12 protein-coding genes and 1 pseudogene are annotated in these 12,429 nt (G+C 68.0%); 7 read left to right on the top strand and 6 right to left on the bottom strand.

The window, feature by feature from the left end; translation table 11 throughout:
• Nucleotides 1-407: aminotransferase class V-fold PLP-dependent enzyme (locus tag H0X00_RS14775; RefSeq protein WP_293772371.1), on the bottom strand; the 407-nt coding region annotated here is incomplete at its 3' end.
• 134 nt (nucleotides 408-541) lie between these two features.
• Here H0X00_RS14775 and coxB point away from each other — a divergent pair.
• The 3 genes and pseudogenes from coxB to H0X00_RS14760 form a co-directional block, all read left to right on the top strand.
• Nucleotides 542-1,336, top strand: a pseudogene (gene coxB / locus H0X00_RS14770) (cytochrome c oxidase subunit II); the annotation flags it as partial.
• A gap of 275 nt (nucleotides 1,337-1,611) precedes the next feature.
• On the top strand, nucleotides 1,612-3,351 hold the full coding sequence (gene ctaD / locus H0X00_RS14765) for a cytochrome c oxidase subunit I (protein WP_367186642.1): 1,740 nt from the start codon (nucleotides 1,612-1,614) through the stop codon (nucleotides 3,349-3,351).
• Nucleotides 3,352-3,356: 5 nt separating this feature from the next.
• Nucleotides 3,357-3,752, top strand: a complete 396-nt coding sequence (locus H0X00_RS14760) for a cytochrome c oxidase subunit 4 (RefSeq protein WP_293772367.1) — start codon at nucleotides 3,357-3,359, stop codon at nucleotides 3,750-3,752.
• A 200-nt stretch (nucleotides 3,753-3,952) separates the two neighbouring features.
• Here H0X00_RS14760 and H0X00_RS14755 read toward each other — a convergent pair whose 3' ends face one another.
• From H0X00_RS14755 to H0X00_RS14740, 4 genes are read right to left on the bottom strand one after another with little or no spacing between them, the layout of a single operon-like run.
• The gene (locus H0X00_RS14755; RefSeq protein WP_293772366.1) at nucleotides 3,953-5,623 is read right to left on the bottom strand and encodes a ubiquinol-cytochrome c reductase cytochrome b subunit; all 1,671 of its coding nucleotides are present in this window, start codon (nucleotides 5,621-5,623) and stop codon (nucleotides 3,953-3,955) included.
• Nucleotides 5,623-6,654 (bottom strand): ubiquinol-cytochrome c reductase iron-sulfur subunit, encoded by a 1,032-nt coding sequence (locus H0X00_RS14750; protein ID WP_293772365.1) that lies wholly within the window; start codon nucleotides 6,652-6,654, stop codon nucleotides 5,623-5,625. The genes H0X00_RS14755 and H0X00_RS14750 overlap by 1 nt, the downstream gene beginning before the upstream one ends.
• Nucleotides 6,651-7,436 carry a c-type cytochrome gene (locus tag H0X00_RS14745; protein WP_367186638.1) on the bottom strand — a complete coding sequence of 262 codons (786 nt, stop codon included), beginning with the start codon at nucleotides 7,434-7,436 and terminating at the stop codon, nucleotides 6,651-6,653. The genes H0X00_RS14750 and H0X00_RS14745 overlap by 4 nt, the downstream gene beginning before the upstream one ends.
• 9 nt (nucleotides 7,437-7,445) lie before the next feature.
• Nucleotides 7,446-8,063: a heme-copper oxidase subunit III gene (locus H0X00_RS14740; RefSeq protein WP_367186641.1), complete on the bottom strand. Its 618-nt coding sequence runs from the start codon at nucleotides 8,061-8,063 to the stop codon at nucleotides 7,446-7,448.
• Nucleotides 8,064-8,136: 73 nt separating this feature from the next.
• Here H0X00_RS14740 and H0X00_RS14735 point away from each other — a divergent pair, with 73 nt between their 5' ends.
• From H0X00_RS14735 to H0X00_RS14720, 4 genes are all read left to right on the top strand, one after another.
• Nucleotides 8,137-9,243, top strand: a complete 1,107-nt coding sequence (locus tag H0X00_RS14735; RefSeq protein WP_293772361.1) for a cytochrome c oxidase assembly protein — start codon at nucleotides 8,137-8,139, stop codon at nucleotides 9,241-9,243.
• A gap of 26 nt (nucleotides 9,244-9,269) precedes the next feature.
• Complete coding sequence (locus H0X00_RS14730) at nucleotides 9,270-9,662, top strand: hypothetical protein (RefSeq protein ID WP_367186640.1); 393 nt, start codon at nucleotides 9,270-9,272, stop codon at nucleotides 9,660-9,662.
• Between the two features lie 18 nt (nucleotides 9,663-9,680).
• The gene (gene trpD, locus H0X00_RS14725; RefSeq protein WP_293772358.1) at nucleotides 9,681-10,721 is read left to right on the top strand and encodes an anthranilate phosphoribosyltransferase; all 1,041 of its coding nucleotides are present in this window, start codon (nucleotides 9,681-9,683) and stop codon (nucleotides 10,719-10,721) included.
• A 212-nt stretch (nucleotides 10,722-10,933) separates the two neighbouring features.
• The gene (locus tag H0X00_RS14720) at nucleotides 10,934-11,341 is read left to right on the top strand and encodes a hypothetical protein (RefSeq protein WP_293772357.1); all 408 of its coding nucleotides are present in this window, start codon (nucleotides 10,934-10,936) and stop codon (nucleotides 11,339-11,341) included.
• A gap of 32 nt (nucleotides 11,342-11,373) precedes the next feature.
• Here the strand turns inward: H0X00_RS14720 and H0X00_RS14715 are convergent, their stop codons facing one another.
• The gene (locus H0X00_RS14715) at nucleotides 11,374-12,090 is read right to left on the bottom strand and encodes a M15 family metallopeptidase (protein WP_293772372.1); all 717 of its coding nucleotides are present in this window, start codon (nucleotides 12,088-12,090) and stop codon (nucleotides 11,374-11,376) included.
• Nucleotides 12,091-12,429 lie beyond the last annotated feature (339 nt).

Below are 12,429 nucleotides of genomic sequence, written 5' to 3'. Positions count from 1 at the left end.
GCCCGGTCCACCCCGACCAGGTCCACAGCGCCGCCGGCGCCCTCGTGGGCCGAGGCCGTATGCAGCACGGCGGAGTGCTCGACGGCGGCCGCGACCAGGTGGCTGCCGACCCGGGCGCGGCCCTTGAGGCAGCCCTGGATCCCCAGGTGCAGGGCCTGCGTTCCGGAGGCGGTGAATGAGACGTCGGCCGGCGCCACGCGCAGGACCTCGGCGACGATCTCGCGGGCTGCGTCGAGTCGCATCCGGGCGCGGCGCCCGTCCCGGTAGAGCCGCGCCGGATCGGCCCAGCCGTCGTCCAGTGCGGCCAGCAGTGTGGCGCGGGCCACAGGGTGCAGCGGCTCGGTCGAGGCGGCGTCGAAGTACGCCGTCTCAGGAGTGTTTGGCGACTCGCCCAAGGCCTCGACCACGCCGCCAACCTAGCCCCGCGCCACGACCGCCCTGGCCGCAGCTGCCGGGCGTGCGCAGAGTAGGCTGCCGCCGCAGTTCCAACGATGATCGCCCGCGGGTTTCGGCCCGTGATCTGCACCCTGGGAAGGCCCCTTTGCGCCCGATCGGTTCACCGCCAGAACGCTCGCCGCGGACTCGCCGTTGGGCGATGCTGGGTCTGCTGGCCCTCGTCATGCTGATCTGTACCGGGTGCAACGACGAAGACCTGCCCCGGCTCGGTTTCCCGACGCCCGCGACTGAAGAGTCTCCGCGCATCCTGCTCATGTGGCAGGGCTCCTGGCTCGCCGCAATCATCACCGGGGCGGTGGTGTGGGGCCTGATCGTCTGGAGTTGCATCTTCCACCGGAAGAAGCACGCCGACGACATCCCGATCCAGACCAGGTACAACCTGCCGATCGAGGCGCTCTACACGATCCTGCCGTTCGTCATGGTCGTTGTGCTCTTCTACTTCACCGAGCGCGACCAATCGATCATTCTCGACGAGGACCGACCCGCCGACCTGACGGTCAACGTGGTCGGCCGGCAGTGGAGCTGGTCGTTCAACTACGTGACCCAGAACGCTTACGAGACGGGCACACCGGCCCAACAGCCCGAGCTGTGGCTGCCGGTGAACAAGCTGGTCCACTTCGACGTCACCTCGGCGGATGTCATCCACTCCTGGTGGGTGCCGAACTTCCTGTTCAAGATGGACGTCATCCCGGGCCGGACGAACACCTTCGAGCTCACCCCGAACAAGCTGGGCACCTTCTCCGGAAAGTGCGCCGAGCTGTGCGGGCGCGACCACTCGCGGATGTTCTTCACCGTCAAGGTCGTCAGCGAGGACGAGTACAGGGCGCACATCGACGAGCTGAAGAAGAACGGTCAGCAAGGCCAGCTGCCGCGCGGCGTCGAGAACACCAAGGAAGCCCGCGAGCGCGCTTACAACCTTGAGGACTCCTACCAGGACGAGCACGCCGGCGTAGACCACAGCACCGAGCCCGCCGCCGGCGAGGAGGGCTCCGAGCCCACGGCCGAGGAAGAGGACAGCGAGCCTGCCTCCGACGGCGCCGGCACCGAACCCAGTACCGAGGGCGAACCCGCCACGTCCGAGTCGGGAGGCACCTCGTGACCACCTACGAGCAGGCACAACGGGTCAGCACCCGTTCGCGGTCCCGCAAGAAGTCGATGGGCGCGGTCATCATCGACTGGGCGACCACGACCGACCACAAGAAGATCGGCGTGCTCTACGTCATCACGTCGTTCATCTTCTTCCTGCTCGGCGGCCTGATGGCCCTGATCATGCGGGCCGAGTTGGCCCGCCCGGGCAACCAGGTGGTCTCGAACGAGCGGTTCAACCAGCTGTTCACGATGCACGGCACGATCATGTTGCTGATGTTCGCGACGCCGTTGTTCGTCGGCTTCGCGAACCTGATCATGCCGCTGCAGATCGGCTCCCCGGACGTCGCGTTCCCGCGCCTCAACATGTTCAGCTACTGGCTGTTCCTGTTCGGCGGATCGATCGCGATGCTCGGCTTCCTCACCCCCGGTGGCGCCGCCGACTTCGGCTGGTTCGCCTATGCGCCACTGAACGACGCGGTGCACTCACCGGGTATCGGCGCCGACCTCTGGATCATGGGTCTGGCCCTGTCCGGCTTCGGCACCATCCTCGGTGGCGTCAACTTCATCACCACGATCATCTGCATGCGCGCGCCCGGCATGACGATGTTCCGGATGCCGATCTTCACCTGGAACATCCTGGTGACCAGCGTGCTCGTGCTGATCGCGTTCCCGGTGCTCGCGGCGGCGCTGCTGGTCCTGGAGTCCGATCGCCAGTTCGGCACCCACGTCTTCGAGTCCGCCAACGGCGGCGCTCTGATGTGGCAGCACCTGTTCTGGTTCTTCGGGCACCCCGAGGTCTACATCATCGCGTTGCCGTTCTTCGGCATCATCACCGAGATCCTGCCGGTCTTCAGCCGCAAGCCGATCTTCGGTTACAAGGGTCTGGTCTTCGCGACGCTGTCGATCGCGGCGTTGTCGGTCACGGTGTGGGCGCACCACATGTACGTCACCGGCGGTGTGCTCCTGCCGTTCTTCGCCTTCATGACCTTCCTGATCGCGGTACCGACCGGGGTGAAGTTCTTCAACTGGGTCGGCACGATGTGGCGAGGGGCGATCTCCTTCGACACCCCGATGCTGTGGTCGGTCGGCTTCCTGGTGACCTTCCTCTTCGGTGGCCTGACCGGCGTCATCCTCGCGGTGCCGCCGATCGACTTCGCGGTCTCGGACTCCTACTTCGTCGTCGCCCACTTCCACTACGTGGTCTTCGGCACCGTCGTGTTCGCGATGTTCGCCGGCTTCTACTTCTGGTGGCCGAAGATGACCGGCCGGATGCTCGACGAGCGTCTGGGCAAGATCCACTTCTGGACGCTGTTCTTCGGCTTCCACACCACGTTCCTGGTGCAGCACTGGCTGGGCGCGCAGGGCATGGCACGGCGGTACCCGGACTACAGGGCCAGTGAGGGCTTCACAACGCTGAACATGGTTTCCAGCGTCGGGGCGTTCCTGCTGGGCATGTCGACCCTGCCGTTCATCCTCAACGTGATCATGACCCACCGGAAGCCGAAGGTGCCGCTGCCGGACGACCCGTGGGGCTTTGGCCGTTCCCTGGAGTGGGCGACCTCCTGCCCGCCGCCGCGGCACAACTTCTCCTCGATGCCGCGGATCCGTTCCGAGAGCCCCGCGTTCGACCTGCACCACCCGGAGTTTGCCTCCGCCCACGATTCCCCGACCAGGAACAAGACGATCTTGGACGAGATCTACGGCGAGCCCGATCTCGAGGGTCACGGGCGCACACAGACCGCTGTGCTGGACCGTGACGACGGCGACGAGCCCGGGCACGGCGGCGTCGGATACGGACAGGAGTAGACGCGATGAAGGTCGAAGCCAACGTCTTCAACGGCATCGGGCTCTTCCTGGTCCCGGTCATTCCCGTCTACTGGCACTACTCGCACGACTGGACCGGCACCACCGCGCTCGCGCTGACCTTCGGTCTGTGCGCGCTGGTCGGGTTCTACCTGTACTTCACGGCCAAGCGCATCGACCTGCGCCCCGAGGACGACCCCACCGCGCTGATCCAGGACGGTGCCGGCGAACTCGGCTTCTTCAGTCCACATAGTTGGTGGCCGCTGATCCTGGCCGGCGCCGGCGCGATGGGCTTCCTGGGCATCACCTTCGGGCTCTGGATGTTCGCCCTGGCCGTGCCGATCTTCGCTTTCGCGGTCTTCGGCTTCGTCATGGAGTACTACCGCGGCGACCACGTCCACTAGGCACTCGCACCACCCGCGGCCAGCAACACTGCGGCAAGGATCAGGCTGGCCGAGTTCCTCATCCGAGCCAGGCGATCTGGGCGACGAGATCGGTGACGGCGACGCCGAGCAACGCCCGGATCACGGTTTGCCCCAGTCAACGCGTTACGTCCGGTCGAAGGTGGGTTACAACCCACGATCGGTCGGACGTAACGGGCAAATCAGTGGCCGTGGCCCTCGACGTCGGTGCCGTGGTCGTCGCCGTGCCCGTGACCCGCGGTCAGTTCCGCGTACTCCTCGGGCGTCGGCTTGGGCATGTCGTCGGCGTACCAGAACTTCGAGAGCTTGGCCCGGACCTTCGCGACCTTGTGGCCGGGGGTCGGGACGCCCTCTTCGTCGGTGGCCGGCCCCGCCGCCAGCGGCGCGTAGGTGTTGCGCTGCATCAGGGAGAAGCGCTCCTCGGCGGAGATCGGGGCGTGCACCTCGATGAACTCGCCGTTGGGGAGCCGCTTGATGATGCCGGTCTCCTTGCCGTGCAGAACCCGGTTCAGGTCCGCGCGCTGCAGACCCAGGCAGGCCCGCTTGGTGATCACGAAGACGATCGGCGGCACCACGATCAGCGCCACCTGCGTGAACCGCGTGACGTTGTTGATCGAGATGTCGAAGGTGAGGCCGATGATGTCGTTCCCGCCGTTGATGAACAGCAGCAGGTAGAACGCGATCGACATCGCGCCGAAGGCGGTGCGGACCGGGACGTCGCGCGGGCGGTCGAGCAGGTGGTGCTCCCGCTTGTCCCCGGTGACCCAGGCTTCGATGAACGGGTAGACGGCGAGCAGCGTCATCATGATGCCCGGCAGGATCAGCCCGGGCACCAGGACGTTCCAGCTGATCGAGTGCCCGAACAGGTTCGTCTCCCAGTTGGGCATCGCGCGCAGCGAGCCTTCGAGGAAGCCGATGTAGAAGTCCGGTTGTGAGCCGGCGGATATCTGATCCGGGTAATAGGGCCCGAACAACCAGATCGGGTTGATCTGGGCGATGCCGCCGAGTAGGGCGCAGACGCCGAACACGATGAAGAAGAAGCCACCGGCCTTGGCCATGTACACCGGCATCAGCGGGAAGCCGACCACGTTCTCGTTGGTCCGCCCCGGGCCCGGGAACTGGGTGTGCTTCTGCACCACGACCAGCATCAGGTGCACGGTGATGAGCGCGAGCATGATGCCCGGCAGCAGCAGCACGTGGATGATGAACAGGCGCGGAATGATGTCGTCGCCGGGGAACTCCCCGCCGAAGAGGAAGAACTGCACGTAGGTGCCCACCACCGGGATCGAGAGAATCACCGCCTCGGCGATGCGCAGGCCGGTGCCGGAGAGCAGGTCGTCCGGGATCGTGTAGCCGGCGAAGCCCTCGATCAGGGCCATCGTCAGCAGGCCGTTGCCGATCAGCCAGTTCAGCTCACGCGGCTTGCGGAACGCGCCGGTGAAGAAGATCCGGAACAGGTGGATGAAGATCGCCGCGACGAAGATCAGCGCGGACCAGTGGTGGATCTGACGCATCAACAGGCCGCCGCGCACCTCGAAGCTGATGTCCAGCGTCGAGGCGTAGGCCTCGGACATGTGTGCGCCCCGCAAGGGCGCGTACACCCCGTCGTAGGTCACTTCCTGCGCGCTCGGCTTGAAGAACAGGGTCAGGTAGACCCCGGTCGCCAGCAGGATGATGAAGCTGTAGAGCGCGATCTCGCCGAGCATGAACGACCAGTGCTCGGGAAAGACCTTGCGCAGGTTCTTCTTGCCGGCGGCGTTGGTGCCGAGCCGCTCGTCGAGGTAGGTCGCGACGCCGGCGCCGGCCTTGGCCGCGGGGCTCGGGGGAGCGGCCGGGGTCTCTGGCGTGGACATCAGGCGTCACCCCGCTCGAAGAAGGTCGGCCCGACGGGTTCGTCGAAGCCGCCCTTGGCCACCAGGAATCCCTCGTCGTCCACGGTGATCGCCAGCGTGGGCAGGTTGCGCGCCGACGGCCCGAAGACGACGCGGCCGAAGTCGGCCAGGTCGAAGGTGGACTGGTGGCACGGGCAGAGCATGTGGTGGGTCTCGTCCTCGTACAACCCGAGCGGGCAGCCCGCGTGCGGGCAGATCTTGGAGTAGGCCAGGATCCCGCGGTACCCGCGGTCGGCCAGTTCCTTGGAGCGGATCTCCTGCGGGTTGATCTTGATCAACACGATGGCGGCCTTGGCCAGGTCCTCGAGGGATTCCAGGTCGTTCGGCTTGGCCGAGATCATCGTGCCGAGGGCGAAGTCCGACGGCTTGAGCCGGCGCTCGTCGTTGGCGTGCACGATCTCGCGGTGCTCGGGCTTGTCCCACAGCGTGCCGCGCAGCTTCTTGTGCGGCAGCGGGCCCAGGTCACGCAGGGCGATCACGGGCGCGAGGGGGAACAGCGCCATCGCACCGATCAGCGAGGTCCAGATCAGCTTGCGGCGCGGGAGCGCGGAGTCAGCGACACCCTGCTTGGCGAGCTCCAGCGCGTCCGCGGTGTCCTCCGGGGAGGACTTCATCGGGTGCCGGTAGTCGACGATCTCCTCGGCGTTCATCAGCTTGCGCGCCCAGTGGATGGCGCCGAAGCCGATGCACAGCAGCGAACCGCCGAGGGTCACGCCGAGGGCGAAGTTCAGGGAGTTGATCGTGCCGAGGCCGACTACGTACATCGTGTCTTCTTTGTCGATCGACACGAAGGCGACGATGAACCCGATGGTCAGGATGGTGCTCAGGCCGAACAGACCCGCGACCTGACGCTCCGCGCGGTTGGCCGCGCGGGCGTCGATGTCGGTACGGCGCGGCGTGTGGTGCGGGAGGCCGGGGTCGGCGAACGGGTCGCCCTCGACCTGGGCCAGGTCGGTGCCGTGCCCGCCGTGCGTGTCGATGCCATAGCTCATGACGGCTTCGCCCCCAGCCAGACCGCGGCGCCGATCAGGGCGCCGATGACGACCGTCCACACCAACAGACCTTCGGTGACCGGCCCGATCCGGCCGGCGGCGTAGCCACCCGGGTCCGGCTCAGCGGCAATGGTCTTGATGTAGGTGATGACGTCCTTCTTCTGCTCCGGGGTCAGGACACCGTCGCTGAAAGTCGGCATCGACTCCGGACCGGTGAGCATCGCCTCGTAGATGTGCTTGGGGTCGCTGCCGGTCAGGTTCGGGGCGTACTTGCCGCGGGTCAGCGCGCCGCCCTTACCGATGAAGTTGTGGCACGACGCGCAGTTGGTGCGGAAGATCTCGCCGCCTTCCTGCAGGTCGCCGTCAGCGGCGTACTGCTCGGCGGTGGGGATCGGAGCCCCGCCCGCGAGGGAGGCGACGTAGGCGGCGATCGCCACCGTCTCCTCCTCGGTGAAGAGCTGCTTCTTGGCCGGGGCCTGTCCTTCCCGGGACTGCAGCGGCATGCGGCCGGTGCCCACCTGGAAGTCCACCGCTGCCGCGCCGAGCCCGGCGATCTCCGGGCCGTCCGAGGTGCCTTCGGCGTTGAGGCCGTGGCAGCTGGAGCAGCTGGTGATGTAGAGCCCCTTGCCCTCCTGGATCTGCAGCGAGGACGCGTCGTCCGCCGCTTCGGCAGTGCCGGAGGGGGCGAACGCGGAATACAGACCACCGACTGCGCCGAGGGCCAAGAGAAGTACGACGAGTCCCGCGAGCGGGTGGCGCCGTCGTGCGGAGAGCCGTTTCACGCCATTCCCTTACTTGAGCAGGTAGATCATGCCGAACAGGCCGATCCAGACGATGTCGACGAAGTGCCAGTAGTACGAGACGACGATCGCGCTGGTGGCCTGTTCGTGGGTGAACCGGGTCGCCGCGAATGTTCGTCCGAGCACGAACAGGAACGCGAAGAGTCCGAGCGTCACGTGCAGACCGTGGAAACCGGTCGTGAGATAGAACATCGAGCCGTACGCGTGGGCCGACATCGTCACGCCCTCGTTGGTGAGCTCGGTGTACTCCGTCGCCTGGCCGGCGACGAAGAAGGCGCCCATCAGGAAAGTGATGACGAACCAGAACCGCAGCTTCTCGACATCGCCCCGCTCCGCGGCGAAGACGCCGAGCTGGCAGCTGACCGAGGACAACACCAGGACCGTGGTGTTGACCGCCGCGAACGGCAGGTTCAGATTCACGTCCTCCGGCGGCCAGTTCTCGTTGCCGGTGACGGACCGGATCGTGAAGTACATCGCGAACAGTGCCGCGAAGAACATCAGCTCCGAGGACAGCCACACGATCGTGCCGACACTGACCATGTTCGGTCGGTTGACGGCTCCGTGGGCATGCGGAGTTTCGACAGCTTGTGCGGTGGCCACGGGCGTGATTATGCCGGGCTCACCCGGATGATCGGTGACCGCCCCCCCGGTGTCGGAAAGAGTGTCGGCTTAGTCTCGGCAGGTGCTCCCCGACGCCCTGCGGCAGGCTCTCCCGGACGCCCTGACCGGTGTTGTCCGGGCCCACAGTGGACCCCACGACCCGGGGCCCGCCCTGGAGGGTTCGCGGTGGCTGACCGAGTGGACGGTCGAGCCGCTCGCGCTGCTCGGAATCGCCCTCGCCGGCGGGCTCTACCTGCTCGGCGTCCGCACAATGCACAAGGGCACAAACCCGTGGCCGATCAGCCGGACCGTCAGTTTCCTGACGGGCCTGGGCTGGCTGTTGATCGCCGTCGCGTCCCCGCTGGCCAGCTACGACACCGTGCTGATCTCGGTGCACATGGTCCAGCACATGATGCTGGCGATGCTGGGGCCGCTCTTCCTGGTCCTGGGCGCCCCGATCACGCTCGCGCTGCGCACCTTGCCGGCGCGCGGCCGGTCTCTTGTACTCACTGTGATCCACTCCCGGGTCGCGGCCGTACTCACCCACCCCGTGGTGGCCGGCGCGATCTTCGTGATCAACCCGTTCGTCCTCTACTTCAGTGGCCTCTACGAACAGACGCTTGAGCACCCCTGGCTGCACGATGCGAACCACATCCACTTCGTGATGGTCGGGACGCTCTGGTACTCCACGTTGCTCGCCATCGACCCGCTGCCGCGCCGGCCCGAGTACCCCATCCGGGTGATCGCGGTCTTCCTCACGCTGCCGTTCCACGCCTGGCTGGGGGTGGCGATCATGTCGATGAGCACCCTCATCGCCGGCGACTGGTACCTGGGGATGGACCGGCCGTGGGGTGCCAGCCCGCTCTCGGACCAGAAGACGGCCGGCGGGATCCTCTGGGTCAGCGGCGACCTGATCGGCCTGGTGGTCTTCGCCGCCCTGTTCCGGGGCTGGATCAAGGACTCGGAACGGGAGGCCCGCCGGGAGGACCGACGCCTGGACCGCCTGGAGGCGGCAGAAGCCGCGCGGGCGGTCGAGGAGCGGGCGGCCGGAGGTCCGGCGCCCCGGGCACCTGCGGCCCGGGAATCCGGCAAAGGGCGGCCGGCGCCCGCGTTCGGACCGAGGGCGCTGAAGGCGTCGATACGATCTGGCGAGACGCCCGGCCCGGATGACCAGGAGAGATCCCCGTGAGCGAGCACCGCGAGCCCGAGCTCACCATGCGTGTCCTGGTCTACAGCGACGACGTGAACGTCCGGAACGCGGTGCGCCTCGCGCTCGGCCGCCGCCCCGCCCCGGAGCTGCCCCGGGTCGAGATCCTGGACTGCGCCACCGAGCCGGCCGTGATTGCCGCGATGGACGGCGGCGGCATCGACGTCGCCGTCCTCGACGGTGAGGCCGTCCCGGCCGGCGGGATGGGCATCTGTCGCCAGCTCAAGGACGAGATCTACCGCTGCCCGCCGATCCTGGTGCTGATCGGCCGGATCCAGGACGGCTGGCTGGCGACCTGGTCGCGGGCCGACGCGGTGGTCACCCACCCCGTGGACCCGATCGCCACCGCCGACGCCGTCGCTGCCCTGATGCGGCAGCGGCTGGCCCGCACCATCGCCTGAAGCGGCGGTGAGAATTTCGTGACTACCTGGCCCGGGCTGCTGGGCGCCCTGGTGCGCCACGAGGACCTCGACGCCGACACCACCGCCTGGGCGATGGCCCAGATCATGGGCGGCGAGGCGTCCGAGGTGCACATCGCCGCGTTCGCGGTCGCGCTGCGTTCCAAGGGCGAGACGGTCGCCGAGGTCGAGGGCCTGGTCCGGGCCATGTTCGAGCGGGCCCGGCTGATCGAGGTGCCCGGCCCGACGCTGGACATCGTCGGCAGCGGCGGGGACCAGGCCCACACCGTCAACATCTCGACGATGGCCTCGATCGTGGCCGCCGCGACAGGGGTCCGGGTGGTCAAGCACGGCAACCGCGCGGCGTCCTCGGCCTGCGGGACCGCCGACGTGCTCGAGGAGCTCGGCGTCGCGCTGGACCTGGCGCCCGACGACGTGGCGGCGGTGGCCCTCGAGGCCGGCATCACCTTCTGCTTCGCGCCGGTCTACCACCCGGCCCTGCGGCACGCGATCCCCGTGCGCCGCGAGCTGGCGATCCCGACGATCTTCAACTTCCTCGGGCCTCTGGCCAACCCGGCCCGCCCGACCGCGCAGGCGGTGGGCGTCGCGGACCGGCGGATCGCCCCGATCGCGGCCGGCGTGCTCGCCCGGCGGGGGATCTCCGCCCTGGTGTTCCGCGGCGACGACGGCCTGGACGAGCTGACCACCACGACCACCTCCAGTTACTGGGAGGTGCGCACGGGGTCGGTGACCGAGGGCACGCTGGACCCGGCTTCGCTCGGGGTGCCCCGCTCGGAGCCGGGCGACCTGCGCGGCGGGGACAAGGTGCACAACGCCGGCGTGGTTCGCGACCTGCTGGCCGGAAAGACCGGCCCCGTCCGTGACGCGGTGCTGCTCAACGCCGGCGCCGCGCTGGCGATGTGCGACCCCACCGACACCGCGCCGCTGCTCGAGCGGATCGAGCGCGGCATCGCCACCGCTGCGGCGTCGGTGGACGACGCCAGCGCGGCGAGGCTCCTCGACGACTGGATCGCCGCCACCACGGCCCGCCGCCCGGGCTAGGCGAAGCGACAGCTCGCGAGTCCGGAAGAGGACACCCTCCGACCTCGAATCCACAAAATGCACACGCCACGATCAACAACAAGCACACCTGATGAGCGTCAGCCCGCTGCGAAAACCGGGTGTCAGACCCCGCCCGAATGATGGTGCTCGGGCGAACGCATCCCCCTCGGGTGGCGTCCGCTTACCATCGACGGACAGGAGTTGGAGTGGGTATGGCGAGTTCGATCGAGGACCTGGAGCGCCGCGTGGGCGCCCTCGAGGCGCGTGTGCGCGCCACGGAGCTTGGCGGCGTTGTGGTCGGCGAGAAACTGAATGCCGTCCTCGGGTCGCAGGACGTCATTCTCGGAACGCTGCGCGACCACGGGCGGCTCCTCGGCGAGCACAGCGTCGCGTTGGCTGAGCTGTCGAACAACGTCGCCGGCCTTTCGGGCCGGGTCGGCGTGCTCTCTGACCGGGTCGGTGGTCTTTCGGACCAGTTCGATGGCCTGTCGGGCCGGGTCGGTGGTCTTTCGGGCCGGGTCGACGGGCTTGCGGGTGGTGTAGACGGCGTTTCGGAGAAGGTCGACGGCCTGGCGGGCAAGATGGATCTGGTCGTCGATTGGATCCAGAACCAGGCGTAGCGACGGTGGGGTCAGGTCGGCCGCTTGCTTCTCTACTTCCCGTTCTTCGAGAAGTGCTGGTAGTCCGGGTTCTTCCACCGCGCACCCCAATACCAGCGCCGGGCCGCGACCGACTTGGCCACCGAGCCACCTGGAAGGATCATCCCGGTGCGGTAGCGCGAGCGGTTGAGGTAGCTGCGCGACCCCGGCGGGTACACCCGGCTGGCGGTCACGTAGGGGTTCTCCACCGTGTTGATGTCGACCGCGTCGCCGTAGGAGTGCTGGGAGAGCCGGGCCGGGTTGCCGGTGACGTGTCGGCAGTTGAATGCCGAGGTGTTGTCAGCGGCCATCGACCGCTCGTCGGACCCGCGGTGGACGTCCACCCGCTCCATCCGGCGGGTCGGGAACTTGGCGTCGAAGGCGCGCTGTAGCACGGAGGTGAGGTCGGTGACCACCAAGTCCCGCACGATCAGCTCGCCGCGGTAGTACTTGCCGTCGAAGCCGATCTGATTCACCGTCAGTCGGCGCAAGCCGGACGGTGCGACCGGGCAGCCCGTGCGGTAGGTGTAGGGGAGGTCCGTGGCCCGCACGGCCTGGATGGCGGTGTCGAGGGCGACGCCCACGACGAAGGTCAGCGTTCGGCTCACCGTGACGCCGAGACTGTCGGCGAGCCGGATGGTTGCCGCCCACTGCCCGCTCTGGGCCGGAGTGCCGGAGACGGCGCCGGCGCCGGTCAGGCTCAGCCCAGGTGGCAGGCTCCCGCTGCCCAGAGCGCCCAGGTGAGCGGAGCCAGCCCGCCGGTGGCGCCCAGGGAGAGCTGGTAGGCCGGCCGAACCACGCCTTCGGCGGCTGTGAGGTCACGAGTTGCAGCGCGGGTAGCGGGACGAGGGTGGGGGTCGGGCTCGGAGTCACGCTCGCAGCGGGGCTCGGCGTAGGGCTCGGCGTCGGGCTCGCGGTGGGAGTCGGGGTGGGGTCCTCGCTCTCCGTGAACTCCGGCGTCGCCGCGTTGGGTGAAGCGCCCCAGGTTTGATGCCGCATCCTTTTGAGTTGGAAGGATGCGAACCATGCCGAAGAGGATCGACGACAAGCTCAAGGAACGTTGTGTGCGG

The organism is Sporichthya sp., assembly GCF_013815995.1.
Taxonomy (GTDB): Bacteria; Actinomycetota; Actinomycetes; order Sporichthyales; family Sporichthyaceae; genus Sporichthya.
The sequence above is the reverse complement of the archived record's forward strand: the minus strand, read 5'-3'. Positions and strand labels throughout refer to the sequence as shown.